Raw genomic sequence first — 18,750 nt, 5'->3', positions numbered from 1 at the left:
TTTTGGAGTTGCGAGGCCGCCTCCGAATCTGCATAAACCTTACCCACAAAGGTGATTGAACCTTTAGAAAAATCTGTCGTAACAACGACAGTCCTCTGTAAAACGAAAGCCCCGCCCGAAATTTTGGGTGGAGGGGCGGGAGGTGGAAAACTCCGGCTGATTTTCCTATATCACAAAATCATAATTTTGCAAGAAATATTCTCTCTCAGAGCTTTGTAGGAACTCCTATAAAAAATCTTACTGGTATACTCCTTGATTCTAAATAGTTTTTTTCAACTCGTTTGTAAGGTCATGCCGAATCTGAAGACGAAAGTTTTGAATTCTCCAAATTGGAAAAGGATTTCGAAATCAAGTCTTGTTTTGGACGGACTTTCGATATCTTTGAGCTCGAGCTAAATCCAAAGCCTGGAATTTCGACGATGAGGCTCAGGGTGCGAGAAAACGGTAGTTTTTCCTTGTTTCTGGAAAAGTAGGAACTCCTCTTTTTTACGATTCTGTCAAAAGTTTACTGTAGCGATCGCTATAAAAACCTTGCTTTTTAAAAATCGAGATTTAGGGTAGGGAGAATTCCTCCGCAATATATATCATTTGTTATTTAAAGGTGATCCTGTGAAAACTCAGATTCGAAAACTCGCAATTTCCGGTTTTGTTCTTTTTTCCATTCTTCTTGTTCTGCCCGTTTTAGGAGCTTTCTCCCTCAAGGATATTCCGCATTCGATCGGACCGGACGGAAGAGAACTTTCCAAACAGTTTCTCGGTTTTTTGAGAGGGGTCGCCAAAAAGGTTCAATACGACGGAAGAGCATTAGAATTTCATAATTATATAGAAGCCTCCTTGGAAAAATTCGAATTGAAAAAACTCTACAACTCCGAGTTTCTTCAAAAGGAAGAGGACGGAACCCACTGGGTGAGTTATAAGGGAAAATTTTCACCCGAAGGTTATAAGATCAATCTTGAAGATAAGAGGATAAAGGCGATTTCAGTTTCCTCTTTCGGGGATTTTAGCGCCGAGTTCGATTTGAGACACAATCCGAAACCTCTCTACAGAGGAACTTCCTATTCCGGGAACTTGGATCTCCTGACTCACTTGGGACCCTTTACTCACAAACACGGCGTAATGGCGATGGAATCGTCGCTCAAATTTTTGGATCCCCAGAACGTAAAACAAATCGAAGCTCCTGCGACTCTTATATTCAAAAAAGTGAATCATCCTGAAGCTCGAAAAGTGTTAAACGACCTTTCGAAGTCTTTTCCGGATCTCGGCAGATTTCTAAACTACTATTTCGGTTTGGACTCTCTTTTGGTTTTGAGCGAGGATAAATCCGCAAACGGAGAGGGTTCTTTCACGAAGTTTAACTTCAAAGGTTCCATCTCCAGAAACCTCTCGGACGACTACGAAGAGTTAGGCGATTATCTCGATTCCATCAAATATCTGGGTTGGGTGAATATCAAATTGGAGAATCCGAAAGGCAAGATTCTCGCCGAAATTCGTCTCAACTCCAAAACGCCGGATATCTCGTTTAAGTTTGTCACCAAACACGGAAAAATTCTTCCCTACGATTCCAAAGGAAATCTATTTCCCGAAGATTCTTTTTCGATCGTTTCCCTCAGTAATTTCCCGTTTCAAGTTCGGGTTTCTCTGGAAGCGAATCTCTACGGCCTTTTGCTCGAAAATCCGGAGATCCTTCTTTCAGGTCTTTTCGTAAATCATCCGGAAAACGCCTCTCTTTTGTTTAAGATTACAAAGATCGAAAAGTTCGACGTTTCCGGAGGTTTTTCCTATGTGATTCCGGCATGGGCGATCAACTTGGTGATTCCTGGAAATTTGGAATCGATCATCCATGAATTCACCGAAACTCTCGTCCACGCAAACGGCGAGAAAGGAACCAAAGTGGCCCTTTCCTGGAACAGAGAATCCGGGAAAACGATGATGAAAACCCATGTAGAATCAGAATTTTTGGATAATTTTTTCATCCGTTTCGGGCTCAAAATCTGGAATCACAAGGTTCTTCCCTCCGAGGAAGCCCGCGACGATATTCGAAAGGTTTTTATCCGCATCGTGGATTTGATTATCAAAGATATCTAATTTTTTCTCCAAATATCGATCGTTTACTACGCGGCAGGGATCGATGCGAAGTCAAGTTATTGAAAGTAGTTTAACCCGCGCCTTACTTCAGGAATACTCAATAACTTGACTCGAGCGGAGAGCCCGTCCGCCGCCCGAATCCGTATTCCAAATATCTAAAGTCGCATTAGAATTATTTTTTTAAGAATCCGTTTTTTCTTCAAAGTTCTGACCGTGTCCGCCCGCGAAGGGGCTATCAACGGTATCAACCTTTTAAGGAACAATAGAATGAAGGAAATAAATAAAGTATCCCGCTCAATTTCATCCAAAGGAGAATCCTCTTTTTCTTTTGGAATTATAAAATATTCTAAAACTCTAATATTGAGTTTTTTGATTTTGGCGATCGCGGTTTCTTGTAAACCGAAAACCGACGAGGAAAAGTCCGACGAGCTTTTTTTGAATTTAATTATGGCGAGCGTTCTTCTGAATCCTTGTAATAGCGGAGTTCGTTTTAGCAGCGCGCCTACTAACATCACAGTTCCCGCCGGTCAGAGTCTTACGATTTGCGGGGATCAAAACGGCACTCCGACCCTTACTTTCGCAGAGGCCGGTTCTTATAAACTTACGGCAACCAGCGGAAGTCAGACACATAGTTCAAGCAAGTGTAACTCGATCTATTCCAGTTTTCCGATTACGGTCAAGGATCCTTCCAATGCTTTGATTTTGACGAGCGCCGCGACCGCGGTTACTTTGGATATCACTGCGGCGGCTAACAGCGTTTATACGCTCACCGTAAGCGGAGTGTCCAGTTCTTCTCCTTACACTTGTCAAGGGTTGAGAGCCTCCGTTTCCACGGGAGCTGCGCTTCTGACGATCACTCGTCTCTGAGATTTCGGATTTTAGAGTCGAAAAAAAAATGGAAGAATGAATCCGCGCTTTTCTCGTGAAGAATCGCGCGGATTTTGATTTTAGTTAGAGTCCCGTGATCGTTCCGCAGGTTGTGAGAAGATCTTTCGCGTTCACATAAGACTGATCGGAAGTCGCTACTCCAAGCGTAAGATTGATCTTGTTTTTTGTCAGATTCGAATTCACACAACTTCCGCCGTTCCCGGAACATTTAGTATTTCCCGGTTTGGTTCCGGAAGCGAGGGTTGTCAGCCAGGTCACAAAATTCGTTCCCCCCGCATTTACTCCATACATATCTTCGGAAGTGGTGATCGTATGAACGTCTCCCGGCGCGATGTAGTAGGAATAGTTGGTAGCTCCTCCTGAAATTCCATTCATCGAGGTGACCATTTGTTGAGCCCATCCGCAAGACGCTCCGTCCGTGGAAGCGGGAGTTCCGTCCGGAACCGTACTTCCGTCGCTGTCTCCGAATAACGCGGAATAACTTCTGGAAGAATCATTCGGATCCGTCGTCTTAGAATCCGAATACGTCGGGGCCGCGTTGATGATGTTCATTACCTTGTAGAAGAATCTCTGATTTCCATCAAACAGCGCCGTATATTGTCCCGTCATATCTGTGGGATAGAATGTGGATACCTTTGTGAAAAAATCCTGAATCGAAGGAGCTCCTACGGTTAAGTAATTGGCCGCAATTCCGGTCACCCAGGTTGGAAGATTCGCATCGGCTCCCCATTGTGTGCTCAAGTTTGCGAAGAATCCCGCCGGAACGATTCCATTGGAGGCGTCGGAAAGCATATTCACTTTTACGGATGCATTCAGTCCTCGAACCGTTTCTCTCACGATCGGATAGTTCAAAAGGGCTCCGTATCCTCCGGCACTTTGTCCGGTTACGAATACGTTTTCCACCCCCGGATATTCAGTTTGAATGTATTTTAAAGTCGCTAAGACGTTATCGTATCCTCGGTGTTTGATGACGCTCGCGGAGCCGGTGTTCGGATTTGTGTATGTCATATCCTTGGAACCGATGTGCAAATCTCCAGTACAGTATGGAATGAATATGACGTCGTAGTCTTTGAAGGGATTGGATGGATTTCCCGCGTTCATCACTCCTTGAAACGCGATTTTTACAAACTGATCCGGGACGACGTTGAGAGCGTTAAAATACGTAGTCGTGTTGTTTCCGAAACAGTTGTAGCCGCTCCAACAAGCTCCTCCTCCCATAAAGTTGATCAGGAGTTTTTTATTGGAAGTCGCCACTTTTTTTCTATATAAGGAGAACGTTGTGTTTCCTTCGATCCCCGTACAGGAAGGATCGAAGGCACGATTTGTATAAGCCGCTCCGGCAACCGTGATCGTTCCCGCGATCGGAGTGACCTTCTCATAAGGGGTGTATAAAAAATTCGCGACGACAAGTCCCAGTATTTTTATATCCTCATCGTCGTCGTTTTTTTTGCACGCGCTGGAAGCGAAAATAAGACAAAATGCCATGATCCATAGAATCTTTTTACTCATCTCTTGAACTCCTCATCTTTCACTCGGGATCGTCTTTTTTGAACTCGCCAATTATAAAGTGAGGTGGAATGAAAGTCAACCGATACCGCAAAATCAAAAAGGAAGAAAAGGTCCGTTTCCGATTCTCCTTTTTTTGAGAATGGTCTTTTTTGAAATTCGAAATCGTTCGATGGAGTTCTTTTGGTTTTAGAATCCGAATGAAAGAAGGAGTTCCCACGTTTCGAATTCTTTCCAAGAGATTAGAATTTCCGCGAACCGGATTTTCTCATTTTAAGAATTCTCCAGGTGCGCACGTTAGCAAAAAAAAGTCGGGTAAGAATCTTTTGTGAGCTTTTGATTTTTCTTTTTTTCCGATCGCTCTTTGGGTTGGAAACGTTTTTAGGTCGGAACTCCGGGTCGTTTTCAGATTGAGAGTTTGAGATTCGAGGTTGGGGAAGAATTCAAGACTCAAAACCGGAATCTCTTCGGACATGAAAATTTGGTTTTGCCTGGGGACAAAAGTAGGAACTCCCAAAAATTCACATTCTCCATCTCAAAAAGGGGACCTCCGTCTTCTCTTCCGGACGATTTTAGAAGAAAAATGAATCGGATTTTATTTGAGAATCCTTTCCTCTGTAGGAACCTGGACAAATCCGGCCCTTGTCGGAACTTTTTAGGGAATAGGAGACCTTTTGGAACCATTAGAGGATTTATCTGGAATCGATGAGAACCTGATCATCCCGTTGGATTCGATCTTACCGCCGGAACTGTTTTTAATTCCTATCAAGTCGCGTCCCGTTTTTCCCGGAATCATCACACCTCTGATCGTTCCCAGTGGAAAATTCGCAAAGGCGGTGGAGGAATCTCTCAAAGGCAATTCTTTCCTCGGACTCGTTCTTCTCAAAGACGAAGAGAACGAAAAAGAAACTTCCGAAAACATCTATCAATTCGGAGTGGTTGCAAAGATATTAAAAAAAGTGCATCTACCCGACGGCGCGGTCAACATTCTCATCAACACCGTACGTCGATTTAAAATCAATTCTTACACGAGCAACGATCCCCTCATCGCTAAAGTCTCTTATCCGGAAGAGGAGCCGGGCGCTCCAAAAAACACGATCAAGGCGATGATGAGAACCCTGCTCGTTATGACCCGCGAACTCGCGCAGAACAATCCCCTTTTTACCGAAGAGATGAAACTCACGATGCTCAACGTAAACGAGCCCGGAAAGATGGCGGACTTCGTCTGTTCCATCCTCAATCTCGAAAAAGAGGAATATCAATCCGTAATCGAATCCAACGTCTTGAAGGAAAGAATCGAAAAGGTTCTTCTGTTTTTAAAAAAAGAAATTGAACTCGTCTCGATCCAAAGGGAAATTTCGGATCAGATCCAGGATAAGATCGATAAACAACAAAGACAGTTTTTCTTAAGAGAACAACTCAAAGCGATTCAGAACGAGCTCGGAATCAAAGACGATAAGTTCGAAAAAAAATACGAAAAATTTTTAGAACGTCTCAAATCGATCCAAGCGGAACCGGAAGTGATCGAAGAGGTTACGAGAGAAATCGATAAATTCTCCTACGCGGATCCGAACACGGGCGATTACAACGTTATCCGAAATTACCTTGATATCTTAGAATCCCTTCCCTGGGAATCTGCGCCTTCCAGAGAAATCGATCTGGACAAAGCAAAACGTACTTTAGACAGGGATCACTACAAACTCGAAGACGTTAAGGATAGAATTTTAGAATTCCTCGCGGTTAAAAAGTTGAAAGCGGACGAGAAGGGAACCATTCTTCTTCTTGTGGGCCCGCCCGGAGTCGGTAAAACTTCCATAGCCAAGTCGATAGCGGAAGCGATGGGAAGAAAGTTTTTTCGTTTTTCCGTGGGCGGAATGAGGGACGAGGCCGAGATCAAAGGACACAGAAGAACTTATATCGGTTCCATGCCGGGAAAGATCATCTCGGCGCTTCGTATCACAAAAGAAAAGGACTGTGTGATCCTTCTGGACGAGATCGACAAACTCGCCGTCGGAATCCAAGGAGATCCAGCCTCGGCGCTTTTGGAAGTTTTGGATCCGGAGCAGAATAAAAATTTTAGGGATCATTATCTGGATCTTCCATTCGATATTTCGAATGTGTTTTTTATCGCGACTGCGAATACTTTGGATTCCATTTCTCGAATCCTTTTGGATAGAATGGAGATCATCAATCTTTCCGGTTATATCACTGATGAAAAAGTGCAGATTTTCCAAAAGTATCTCTGGAAAAAAGTCTTAACAAAAAACGGAGTCGCACCCTACGGAATCGATTTCGAAAAAAAGGCGATCATAGCCCTCATCGATTCTTATTCCCGCGAGTCCGGAGTCCGCGGTTTGGAAAAAGTGACCGACAAACTCGTACGCAAGATCGCGATGAGAATCGTAAAAAAGGATCCTTTTCCGAAAGTGATCCAGGAAAAGGATCTGGAAACCTTCTTAGGAGTTCCGAAATTTACCGATGAAAGAATGGTCAAGGCTCTTGTTCCCGGAACTGCGCTCGGGCTTGCTTGGACTTCGGTCGGCGGAGCCACACTTTTGATCGAAGCCCTTTTCGTAAAAGGAAAAGGCGGGATTCTTCTTACGGGAATGATCGGAAAGACGATGGAAGAATCTTCGAGCATCGCCTTGAGTTATATTAAGAATTTCTTAAGTAGAGAAGATCTTTTTTCGGAAAAGATGGTTCATTTGCACGTCCCCGACGGAGCTACTCCGAAGGACGGACCTTCCGCGGGAATCACGATGGCGACCGCCATTCTTTCTCTCGCTTTGGGAATTCGTGTAAAGCCGGGTTTTGGTATGACGGGAGAAATCACTCTTACCGGAGAAGTTCTTGCGATCGGGGGTCTTCGCGAAAAGATCGTCGCCGCAAAAAGGGTCGGCGTCCACAAGATCATCTATCCAAAAGACAATCTCCAACACTTGGAAGAAATTCCCGACTACGTTAAAAAAGGAATGTCTTTTTTCCCGGTAAGTCGTTTCGAAGAAGTGGCAAAGTTGATGTTTGACGAGAAGGTTCTTATAAAAGCAAATCCTTTGCTCGAGGACGCTCTTCAAACAAAGCCGTTTCCGACAAAAAAATCGGCGAAAAAGAAAACTTCCGGCAAAAAAACTTCTCCTTCCAAAAAGAAGACAGGCGATCGAAAAAAGAAGAAGTAGTATTTTAGAATATTCTTAAATATAAATTTTAAAAAGTAGGGGGCCTAATGGGCGTTCCATTTATCGACATCAAAAGGTTTGAACCGGGACTATTGGAAGAATGGGAAGAGAAGGTAAAAGTTCTCAGTAAGAATGCGAGTTTTATCGGAGGTGAAGAAGTTTCCCTCCTGGAAAAAAATCTTGCGTCTTACGCTCAAACAAAGTATTCGATCGCCTGCGCGAACGGAACGGATGCGCTCCAGTTGGCCTTGAGAGCATTAGGCGTGGGAAAGGGCGACGCGGTGTTGCTTCCGGATTCCACGTTTTGGGCCACCTTCGAAGCAGTCGTAAACGTGGGAGCCGATCCTTATACGGTGGATACGAATCCCGACGATCTTCAGATGGACTTTGTGGAATTCGAAAAGGCGGTTGAAAAAGTAAAACCCAAGGCCGCGATGATCGTTCATCTCTACGGTTGGGGTTCTTCCAGAATCGAAGACTTCCGTAAACTTTGTAAATCCAAAGGGATTCCGCTTTTGGAAGACGGGGCTCAGTGTTTCGGAGTGAAATACAAAGGAGAATCAATTTACAAGGACGCCGTAATCAGCACGACTTCCTTTTATCCCGCGAAGGTGTTAGGTGGAGCGGGAGACGGCGGCGCCGTATTTACAAACGACGAAGAACTTGCCAATAAGGTAAGAATGCTCGCAAATCACGGGAGAATTTCCCATTACGCATACGGCGACGTAGGTTGGAATTCGCGACTAGATACCCTTCAGGCCGCATTCTTAAACATCAATCTTAAATATTTGGATGCGAGAATCAAATCCCGTAGAATAGCCGCACAAAAATATTATGAAATACTCCCAAACCTTGGGGTCCAAGCGATTCATCCTCCGAAGGACTACGAAGAAAACGGTTATTGCAACGTGACTCTTTCCGCTCCTGAAGAAAGACCGAATATACAGGAAGTTCTCAAAGAAAAGGGAATCGGGTTCGCAAATATTTACCCAGGAGCGATGAGCGATCAACCCGGAGCCAAGCCTTATATCAAGGGCAAGTTCGGTGATAAACATACTACGGGAAGAATCTGCGCTTCTATTCTCAACTATCCGCTCTTTCCTTATATGAAAGACGAGGAGCTGGAAGAAGTTTTTGCAGCGATTCGAGAATATAATTCCCGAAAAAAATAAATTCTCAACCCTTAAGGGGCGGAGAAGTCCGCTCCTTATATCTTTCTAAAAAACACTTGTCTTCCAAACACACACTCTTATAATTCTTTCATCTTAAAAAGTAAGACGGAGAATTTGCGGAAGTTCGCGGCAATTCTCTATTCCTTTCTTGTATAAGGTCTGTATAAAAATAGGGAGCTGACGATGAATATAGATATAGGAATTTCCGAAAAAAATCGAGATACGATCAACACAGGCTTACAAAAACTTTTGGCGGATACTTACGTTCTTTATTTTAAAACTCACAGTTATCACTGGAACGTGACCGGACCACAATTCAATACGCTTCATCTCATGTTTCAAACCCAATACAACGAACTTTGGCTTTCTATCGATTTGATCGCGGAGAGAATTCGGTCCTTGGGTTTTTTTGCACCGAGTTCTTCTCATCAGCTTGGAAAGTTGACTTCGATATCCGAAGAGAGCGGAGTTCCCAATGCGGACGATATGATTCGTCATCTCGTCGCCGGCCATGAAACCGTGATTCGGACCGCTCGAGCGCTTTTACCTTCCGCCGACGAAGGTGGGGACGAGGTAACTCTGGATCTTCTCACACAAAGATTGGAAGTGCACGAAAAAACGGCTTGGATGTTAAGGAGTATGCTGGAAGTCAGCAAACCTTGATTTCGATTTAAAGCGACATCGTTTATCGGGCCGGCTCCTTAAAAAGATAAGCCCGATTCAGTCCACATTCTATCTTTCCCTTTTTACAATATTCTAAACTAAGAATTCCGGTTCGGAGTAATAATTTCTTCTTTAGCAAAGTCTTATCCTTTTTAGAAGAGTGAGACATGCCTGATAGACGGAATTCTTCGTTTCATTTTAGCTTTATTCAGGTAATAATTTCTTGAAAAGAAATAAAAAACGGTTCTACTCTTCTCCTCCGAGGAATAGAAACCGTGATAAAAAAAATCTACAATCTTTCCCTTCTAAAAAAACTCACTTTGGTAATTCTTCCAACTCTCATTCCGCTTCTTTTATCTAGTTTTTTCTTTTTAAAGGAATTTTCGGATAAGAGCGAATTTACAAAACGGGAGGTCGGCGGAATCGATTTTTTCTTTGGATCCATAGAACTTTATTCCAAACTCGTAGATCGTAGAAAAGATTTCTTCTATTCCATGAAAGGAAAAACTTCGATCGAAACTTTAAAAAAGAGTAATCAAGCGATGGAAGACCAATTGATCAAATTGGAGAATTTGGAAAAAGAGATCGGCTTTATGGAACGCTCCCCCGAATATCTTGCATCGATGAGAAAAGAATGGAAGGCCATTCCCAGGATTCCAGAGGCTAATCTTGATATCGACGTTATTCTCAAATCTCACGAACCGCTTTTTAAATTGTTAATGGAGTATCAAGAATACGTCGCACAGGATTCAAATCTGATCTTGGATTCTCATCCTGAAACTTTCTACGTTCTTTCGGTTAACATTTTGTATATTCCGAACATCATCAGCGATCTCGCGATCATTCGAGGGACCGGGTATCAGCTTTTGGAACAGAAAAAACCCGATTTACATTCCAAGGAGGCGATCCAGATTCTAAATAAAATCCATCATATCGAAAGTAATCAAAAGGAAGTTACGGCGCTCCTCAAAAGATCTTTGGATCAGAACGGAATCATAAGAAACAAATTTGAAGAGCGGATTCTACGTTTAGATAAGAACGTAAAGTTGAACTTGGATCTTTGCAAAAAAACCTTCACGGGAGAATCCGTTGAAACGCCTGACGTCTTTTTACAACGTATGCTTTCCTTCGTTGAAGAATATAAGGTGTTGGAAAGGGATCTTCTCCTTACTACGCAGGAGCTACTCGAAGAAAGATTAAAAACCGATCGGCTCAGAATCGTTTTTGCTCTTACCGGTTTGTTAGTCTTACTTTCGGTTACGACGATATTTTGTTATATCGTGATTCGATCCATCATCGACCCGGTTCATAAAATCACCCGCGGATTAAAACAAGCAATGGGAGAACGGGATCTTACGATTCAGATCGATGCGCTCTATCGGAATGAAATCGGCGAGATTACCGATACCGCCAACGAATTCCTGAATTATCTTGCCTCTCTTTTTCAAAATCTTTCAAGAATGGCGCATAACTCGAATCTGATCGTAAGTCAATTGACGGACTCGATTCAAAATCTAAATCAATCCGCGCAATCGCAGGCGGCGGGAACTGAAGAATCTTCGGCGGCGCTGGAAGAGATCGCTGCGTCCTTGCAGAATGTTTTGTATTCCGTGGAAGAAGAAGCCAGAGACGCACAAGACCTCAGCGTAAGATCGGGGCAACTAAAAACTTCGATGGGACTTGCCGGCGAAAGATTGATCGGTCTTAGCGACTCCGTAAGAAAAACTGCGAATGCGGCCGTGGAAGGAAAGGACACGATTCTTCAGGCGACAAAGGCCATCGATGAAATTCGGGAAATGGCGAAACAGATCAATTCGATTACGGTTTTGATCACCGAAATTTCGGATCAAACGAACTTGTTGTCTTTGAATGCGGCGATCGAAGCCGCGAGAGCGGGAGAAGCCGGAAAAGGATTTGCGGTGGTCGCCGAAGAAATTTCGAAACTGGCCGATCGGTCCGTATCGAGCGTTCGCGATATCGAAAGACTTGTTTCGAATACTCACGAGGCCGTCGACAAAGGCTCCAACAACGTAAACACGGTCGTTACATTTCTTTTGGAATTGATCGAAAACACGAACCGATACCAGCAGGAAGTTGTGGACCTCGTGAACAACGTAAAAGAAAACACGATTCGAATCGATCAAATCACGGAAACGATCGTAAAGGTCTCTTCGGAGTCATTGCAGATTGAAACCGCCACCAAAGAACAAAAATTATCCACGGATCAGATTGCGGAGACGATTCAATTGATCACGACGGAATCACAAACGATCGCATCCAATTCGGACGAAGTATCAAGGGTGGCCGAAAAAATTCAACACCAGGCTAATGAATTGAATTCGATTCTTTCACAGTTCAAGTTTTCGTGAGGATTTTTCTTTACAAAACTTTTCTTCCTCTCAACATGAATCGTGTTCTATCGAAAAGAATTTTCGACAAACGGATATTTTCTTTTTAGGGATTTTTTTTCCGAAGAAGAACTTGTTCCTCTTTCCGAAATCGTTTTAGACGCCGATTCCAGATGGCGTGCGGATCACGACTTCCCCGAAAACGTAAACAGCGCTTATCTGACCGGAAAAAAATTTCTCCCAAACTTTCAAGATAGAGAGAGACTGTTCGAATTTATATCAAAACCCGAGCTCGTTTCGATCGCGGAAAATTTAGCAAATTCTAAAGTATTTTTTCTAAATACTCAGCTTTTTTTTAATCCAAAATCCGATTTGAAAAAACCGTATTGGCACCGGGACGTCCAATATTTGGGAGTTGAAGAAGAGATACAAAAAAGGATCATCGAAAAGGATATCGTTTTGCATTTTAGAATTCCGTTTCAGCCCGACCCCGGAATGGAATTCATTCCAGGATCCCATCTTCGATGGGATAACGAATCGGAACGGAATACAAGATTGGAACTAGAAGGACGAAAACATTCCGATGAGCTTCCCGATTCCGTAAGAATCCCGCTGGAGCCCGGCGATTTACTCGTGTTTTCGGCCCATCTCATTCACAGAGGTGTTTACGGTCTGAATCGGAGTTCATTCGATATTCTTTATACATCGTTTCCGAGTTCGAGTATGGAAGTGCAAAAGACGGGGCATTTTCCGAACTCGGATTCTTCATTTTTTGAGAATCCGATTTTTGAGACGACCGCTTCTTTGATTGATATCGAAACCGACTTCGTTTGATTAAAAGGCGGATTTGATGGAAATTATTTCCGATTTATCAAACGGTTTTCCAAAAAGTTTACGATCAACGCCTGTCTCGCCGATTCTTGCTTAAAGTCGTCGAGTCCTATCGTATCATCGGGATCCGAAAAAGGGGTTCCAAATCGGATTCTTTCATTCGGTTTGAATAACCAAATCGGCCAGATAAAATAGTTCCAAACCGATTTACTCATCCCTCCGCGATAGCGCATAACGTATGCTGCGTTTTTATCTTCTGCGACAGGTTCATTTTTGAAAGTGGAACCTGCATAGATGGTAGAATCCAAACTCATAAAACCGAGCGAAAGGATGTTGAACATCCATCCCAAGCCGTAACCTAAACTTAGAGTCGTATAATCGATTTTGAATTTAATTTTTCCTTCGGCTAAGAGAACGGCTTCTTGATGGCTAATGTCTACGGTGATCACTGATTTTGGAATTTGGACGCAAGTTTCCGAAAATTTAGATCGTATTAAATTTTTCGAATTTACGTTCCGAATCTTATCACAGAGATGTGGTTTTTCATTTTGTATCTCGGCGTATTTCTCGAGTTGGAATTTCCATTGGGTATCATCCAGAGAAACGGCTTCTTTGGTTTCGACGGTAGAACAATAGTCGGATTTAAACAAGACGTTCGGAATCGCGTTTTGGATCAAAGTTCGAAGTTTATCCGAAGGTTTTGTGTTAAACGTTTCGTTTCTGTCGTAAATATCAAAGACGGTAATTTTATTTTGGCCGTTTTCGTTAACACAATTCAAAAAGCCTATTTGATCTCCGACGATTTGAGAATCTCCGTCGGAAATTCGGATCAGGACCGGTTTAGACACGATCTCTTTGTCCGATTGGAAAATTTTTTCCTTGAGAGGGACGGTTTGTGTATCCGTAGAAAGCCAAATACAGGAAAAAAACTGGAGCGAGCTTAAAATCAGGAACAACCGAAAAGAAGATATCAGAAAGAATCTCAGTGACATCAAGGTTTCTTTTTTTCGTCTCTATGGAAGCCGTCGTATTTTTGCCCGTCGTGCAAACAGGAAGCCAATTTCCACGTTTCCTGAATCCGATCCATCGACCATTGTTTAATCATAATTGAATAACAATTCAGATCTAAAGAATTGAACGAACAATTAGAATGAAATCAAAGCAGACCGCTTATCGGGATCTGCGTTATAAGAAATATTAAAGATAGAGAGAAAATTGAATCATCCCGTTATCAGTTCCGGAACCACTTCCTTTTCGACTCTAAAGTTTCTAACCAAAGAATGTAGAATGGCCGAGAGTTGTTTTAGAAAATCGCCGGTTGCGGTCAATTCTTCGGATTGGGCCGAAATTTCGTGAAACGCCGTACTGACAAATTCGATGGATTCGTAAAGTCCTCTGATTTCGGTGGAACGATCCACGATATTGCTCATGATAATTTCACTTTGATCCGTGACCGATATGTTGAGACGGTTCAAACTTTCGATAAGGTTGGAATAGTGTGCGCTGTTTTCACGGATCGAAATTTGTGTCTGAGCGAGCGTCCTAAATTCTTCAGTTAAATTTTTAAAAAAGTCGACCGTGGTCAAGACCGTTGACTTCCCGCGATAAACTGCGGATTGAATCTCGCCTAAAATTTCGGTCGCTTTTTTTGTACTTTCTTGCGTGCTGGAAGCGAGTTTGTTGATTTCCTCAGCCACCACTCCGAAACCTTTTCCGGAACTACCCGAACGTGCGGCTTCGATGGACGCGTTGATGGAAAGCATTGCTAACTTTGCAGAGATGTCGTTTAACAATTTAACCAAACTCTCGACTTTTTTGGCGGAAGCGCCGATGTCGTTTATATCCGACTCGAGGTGATTTAGTTCCTTTGTGCTCAGGTTGATGTTTTCCACCGAACGTTCCGACTTTTCTGAACTCTCTTTGAGATCGAGATCGAATTTTTGGAATCCGAAAACCAATTCGTTTAACATTTTCTTTGCTTTTGCTTCAATCGCCTTTTGTTCGGAGGCGGAATTGGAAATTTTCTGAAACGAATCTCGGAATGAATCGAAAATGGCGGTGACTTCTTCCAAGCTGGCGGCCTGTTCCTGAATGTTTTGGCTCATATTTCCCCAAGCGGAGGAAATTTCGGAGGCGGAGTTTTCGAGTTCTCCGGATTTTTCCTTAATCGTAAAAATCATTTCTCCAAGATTGGAAAGATATCGATTCATCAGGAATGCGATCGCACCCGCTTCGGTTCCGGAATCTACGTGGATTTTGCGGGTTAAATCTCCTCCGCCTTTGGAAAGATCTTTTAAGGAATGAATCAAGTCGATCCAGCTTGAACCCGCGCCGTGTTCCGTAATGTTTAAACCTTTTTCTTCGAACTCTTCGTTGACTCGGATTCCGATCGAAACTTTTAAAATCCAAAAAAGGAATAAACCGATTCCAAAAGCCCAAGCAGCGCAAGTAGAGACACCGATCAATTGAGGAAGTATTCGAATATCTTGATTTTCTGATAGAAGAGGGAGAAACAAAGTGCCGATGATTCCACAAACTCCGTGAACGGGGAACGCGCCGACTACGTCGTCGAGTTTAAACACCTTTTCCAAAACCCAAGCCGTGACGACGACGGAAATTCCGGCGATCGCGCCCAAAAGGAGTGACGCGGAAGGTGCGAGTGCGTGGCAACCCGCCGTGATCGCGACGAGTCCTCCGAGAACGCCGTTCATACAATCCTCGACGGAAGCGACTTTGTAAAAGATCCACGAAACCGAAATCGCTAGGATTCCACCGGCGCTTGCGGCGAGACTTGTGTTGAGAATGATCAAAGGAACGTCTTCCGAAAAGGAAAGGGTGCTTCCTCCGTTAAACCCGAACCATCCGAACCAAAGAATAAAAACGCCTAGGACCGAAAACGTAAGATTGTGTCCGTGGATTTTACGAGGTGAACCGTCCTCTCTAAACTTATCCTTTCTCGCGCCGAGGACGATCACACCCGCAAGAGAAATCCAACCGCCTAATGAGTGTACGACGGTAGAGCCCGCAAAATCGACAAATCCGAGTTTTGCGATCCATCCTCCGCCCCAGGTCCAGTGGCCGAAAGTGGGATAGATAAATATGGAGACAAGAACCGAAACGATCAAATATGCAGAAAATTTAATACGTTCCGCGACGGCTCCCGAAACGATCGTAGCCGCAGTTCCCATAAACGCGACTTGAAAAAGGAAAAAGGCAAACTCCTTACCGGATTTAAGTCCTTCCAGAAAGAAGTGGTTGGTTCCGATCCAGCCGTTATCGGAATAACCGAACATAAGGCCGAAGCCGATACAAAAAAAGGCCACGGTACCGACGATATAATCCATCAGATTTTTGACGGCGACGTTGATCGTGTTTTTAAGTCTTGAAAGACCCGTTTCCAACATCAAAAAACCGGCCTGCATAAAAAATACTAAGGCAGCGCAGATGATCAACCAGATCGGATCCGCGCCTTTAGAGAGTTCTTGCGCCGGAGAATCCGCAAAGAGCGGGATTTGGATTCCTAACAAAAGGATGAGGAGGAGAAATCTCTTTTTCAAATGATTCTTAACGTGTTTCATAGGTTCTAACTATTTTACCTCTCGATCAAGATTGAAAACCGCTCCTTGGATGAGGTGTTTCCGAAATCGAGAAGGGTAACTCTATATTATTTTTAACTTGCTCGTTTCGTTTTGTTTCGAAGTTTCAGGAATCAAATTCGATTCATACAGGAAGTGAGTGGAAAGCGAAGTTCCGATCCGTTGGTAGTGTTTCGAAAGAAGTCTTTCATCCACATAACTCTGGATTTTATTTTTAAGCGAATCGTGAAGAGTTTTTTGACTCTTAGTAAGGAAAGAATTTGGACAGGATCTTACGATCAATGATTTAATCGAGCGAGCGTAAATTTTTGTTAGTCGGCGAAGAATACGCCGATTTTTTAGCGATCAATGTTGTATAACGTCTGTAATTCGGAGAACTTGATAACTTTGAATTATAAACTGGGAATAAAAACGATTCTAAATTTGCGACAAAACAAAAATCAGTATGAATGATGACCTAATGATGGCAAAAGAGTTATTAGGGTTGAAAGGCGCTAAAGAGAAGAATCCAATCGTTACTCAGTCTTTCGTACCATTTCTCTTCCGGAAAAAAAGTTCCGCCCGCGAGTTCTAAAACCGCTTTCATATAAGGTTCACCCGGATCGAAGTCCTTGCCGTCCAAATGGATCGAACCGCCCCATTTTTTTTTCGCCTGTGTATGCGAATAAACACCCCTTAAGGACTCCACTCTTTCGTTACTCAGGGGAATTTTATATTTCTCGGAAAGTTCTTTTACAAGACGGACGACGGCCTCGGTTTGTTCCTGATTTGATAGGAGCATCTCCGTATCTTTTCCAACGATCTCTATTTGAAAACAGTTCGTGTTGGTTCCGGTCGCGGCTGCGGCTGTGTCCAAGATAGAATCCAGAAGTTGATAGATCTTGCCGTCTTTGTCCGCGAGGAAAGTCGCGGATAAATTCCGTTTTTCTAATACTTCCAAAGTTTTTTGATAATCAGGAATTGCCGTGTAATGTAAAACTATACAATCGGGTCGAATCGTTCCCCGGTGATTGTAACGAAGTCTTTTGTCTTCGAAGGCCTTTCCGTCCGATGTTTTTTCGATCGAACTCAATTCGATCGAGGGAGAGGGGGTGATTCCTCGTCCGTGCGAATAGATCGGAACGATTTTTTTGCCGGTCGCGTCTACGAACTTTTCTTTTCGAATCACCCAACCTTGGACAAATCGATCCTTCCATTCGGCTTCCGGGAAAAATTTGCCTTGGATTCTGGAAAACACCGTTGAAAGGATTTTTTCACCGCCGCAATCGCTCGTATCCATAAATCTTCCGAATTTCTTTTTACTCTGAGAATGGGTAAAGACACCTTTGCCGGACGCGATGTCAAAGTTGTTTAGAGGAATTGAATATTCTTTGGAAAGATTTTGAATTAGATCGCTGAGAGCTTTGAGTTGACTTTCATTTTTAAGAATGGATTCTCCAGAGCCTTCCCAGGAAACGTGAATCGCAACGTCGTCCATTCCCGGCGCGGCCCTATAAAGAATTTTGGCGGGATCTTCCACGCCGTAAACGGCTCCGTTTTCCAAAACAAGAAAGTGCACCATCCAACCGGAAGTTCTGCTTTTTTCCAGATATTCTTCGGCCTTGAGGGCGTTTGTGTGATGGAGAAGAATCGATTTTACCCGAAAGGACCAGCGTTTTTTGCCGATGGAACTCAAGGATTCTTGATCAAAACCTAAGGTTAAGAACGGAAGAATCGAATTCTTTCCCTTGGAAGCCGATACCTTGTCGACTGACGCGGAACAACCGAACAGGAGGAAAAAAAGAAAAAAGAAAAATGTCCTGAACGGAGTCATATCTCGGAAACCTTTTCCCTGAGACGGGTGAGATCCTCTCTCAGTTTTTCCAAGGACCTGGAAAGTTTTCTATGGCGATTGATTAGATCAGAATATTCTGAAATTCTAAAGTTATTCCCATTCTTTTTGTTCTTTTCCTCTTCCGGTCCCAAAGGGATTTCTTTGAAAATTTCCGAAGAAGAAGAAAATTCCATCGTGAGTTTTCGATATTCCGCAGAGCAGGAGGAATAGAATTCGGGAGAAAATTTCGATTTGGAGGATTCCAGTTGTTTTTCGAGTCCGTCTTTTGCAGTTTTTAAAAAGGAAAAAAGGGATTGGTTGTCTTGGATCACTTCGTTTAACGATTCTTGAAGATGGGCTACGGTTTTGTTTTTAGAATCGAGAATCCCTTTTTTCGCCTTAAAATAGATCCAATAGATAAGTATTGCCGAGATGATAAAAATGAGGGAAAAAAGAAAGAAAGTCCGTTTTTCGTAGATCCATTCGAGGGTCTCCCATTGGAGAAGATCCGGATCGTAGGCAACGATTGCCAATCCGGAAAGAAAGACCAGAAGAATCGAAAAAAAGACCGTTCGAAATGCCATTCGAATTCATGACAGATTCTTTGCCTGACTTTGTCAAGGAAACCTTCCGACGGAAAGAAAACCGTTATTCGGGTTTAAGATCAAGTCC

At 43.2% G+C, this 18,750-nt stretch carries 13 protein-coding genes; 7 read left to right on the top strand and 6 right to left on the bottom strand.

Annotated elements, in window-relative coordinates:
* Positions 1 to 609: 609 nt before the first annotated feature.
* Entirely contained in the window at positions 610 to 2,085 is a 1,476-nt protein-coding gene (locus JWG44_RS02635) for a hypothetical protein (protein WP_332460764.1), read from the top strand.
* 267 nt (positions 2,086 to 2,352) lie between these two features.
* A complete protein-coding gene (locus tag JWG44_RS02630; protein ID WP_205273403.1) occupies positions 2,353 to 2,952 on the top strand; it encodes a hypothetical protein in 600 nt (199 codons plus the stop codon).
* Between the two features lie 84 nt (positions 2,953 to 3,036).
* On the opposite strand, the gene JWG44_RS02625 is transcribed toward JWG44_RS02630, so the two are convergent.
* Both JWG44_RS02625 and JWG44_RS02620 read right to left on the bottom strand, forming a co-directional pair.
* Complete coding sequence (locus JWG44_RS02625; protein ID WP_205273402.1) at positions 3,037 to 4,482, bottom strand: pectin acetylesterase-family hydrolase; 1,446 nt, start codon at positions 4,480 to 4,482, stop codon at positions 3,037 to 3,039.
* Positions 4,483 to 4,747: 265 nt separating this feature from the next.
* On the bottom strand, positions 4,748 to 4,954 hold the full coding sequence (locus tag JWG44_RS02620) for a hypothetical protein (RefSeq protein WP_205273401.1): 207 nt from the start codon (positions 4,952 to 4,954) through the stop codon (positions 4,748 to 4,750).
* A 199-nt stretch (positions 4,955 to 5,153) separates the two neighbouring features.
* Here JWG44_RS02620 and lon point away from each other — a divergent pair, with 199 nt between their 5' ends.
* The 5 genes from lon to JWG44_RS02595 all read left to right on the top strand — a co-directional run bounded on the left by lon (position 5,154) and on the right by JWG44_RS02595 (position 12,672).
* Entirely contained in the window at positions 5,154 to 7,655 is a 2,502-nt protein-coding gene (gene lon / locus JWG44_RS02615) for an endopeptidase La (protein WP_205273400.1), read from the top strand.
* A gap of 47 nt (positions 7,656 to 7,702) precedes the next feature.
* Positions 7,703 to 8,827, top strand: coding sequence for a DegT/DnrJ/EryC1/StrS aminotransferase family protein (locus tag JWG44_RS02610; protein ID WP_205273399.1), 1,125 nt, complete (start codon positions 7,703 to 7,705; stop codon positions 8,825 to 8,827).
* A gap of 183 nt (positions 8,828 to 9,010) precedes the next feature.
* Entirely contained in the window at positions 9,011 to 9,490 is a 480-nt protein-coding gene (locus tag JWG44_RS02605) for a Dps family protein (RefSeq protein WP_205273398.1), read from the top strand.
* Positions 9,491 to 9,765: 275 nt separating this feature from the next.
* On the top strand, positions 9,766 to 11,859 hold the full coding sequence (locus tag JWG44_RS22525) for a methyl-accepting chemotaxis protein (protein WP_205273397.1): 2,094 nt from the start codon (positions 9,766 to 9,768) through the stop codon (positions 11,857 to 11,859).
* A gap of 42 nt (positions 11,860 to 11,901) precedes the next feature.
* On the top strand, positions 11,902 to 12,672 hold the full coding sequence (locus tag JWG44_RS02595; protein WP_205273396.1) for a phytanoyl-CoA dioxygenase family protein: 771 nt from the start codon (positions 11,902 to 11,904) through the stop codon (positions 12,670 to 12,672).
* A gap of 23 nt (positions 12,673 to 12,695) precedes the next feature.
* Here JWG44_RS02595 and JWG44_RS02590 read toward each other — a convergent pair whose 3' ends face one another.
* The 4 genes from JWG44_RS02590 to JWG44_RS02575 form a co-directional block, all read right to left on the bottom strand.
* Positions 12,696 to 13,517, bottom strand: a complete 822-nt coding sequence (locus JWG44_RS02590; protein ID WP_205273395.1) for a hypothetical protein — start codon at positions 13,515 to 13,517, stop codon at positions 12,696 to 12,698.
* 372 nt (positions 13,518 to 13,889) lie between these two features.
* Positions 13,890 to 16,247 carry an ammonium transporter gene (gene amt, locus JWG44_RS02585; protein ID WP_205273394.1) on the bottom strand — a complete coding sequence of 786 codons (2,358 nt, stop codon included), beginning with the start codon at positions 16,245 to 16,247 and terminating at the stop codon, positions 13,890 to 13,892.
* Between the two features lie 496 nt (positions 16,248 to 16,743).
* Positions 16,744 to 18,078, bottom strand: a complete 1,335-nt coding sequence (locus JWG44_RS02580) for a peptidoglycan recognition protein family protein (RefSeq protein ID WP_205273393.1) — start codon at positions 18,076 to 18,078, stop codon at positions 16,744 to 16,746.
* Complete coding sequence (locus JWG44_RS02575; protein WP_205273392.1) at positions 18,075 to 18,662, bottom strand: hypothetical protein; 588 nt, start codon at positions 18,660 to 18,662, stop codon at positions 18,075 to 18,077. Before JWG44_RS02575 ends, JWG44_RS02580 begins: the two co-directional genes overlap by 4 nt.
* Between the last annotated feature and the right edge of the window lie 88 nt (positions 18,663 to 18,750).

It is taken from the genome of Leptospira ainazelensis, assembly GCF_016918785.1.
Taxonomy (GTDB): Bacteria; Spirochaetota; Leptospiria; order Leptospirales; family Leptospiraceae; genus Leptospira; species Leptospira ainazelensis.
Note: the sequence above shows the minus strand (reverse complement) of the source record. Positions and strands in the feature narration are given on the sequence as shown.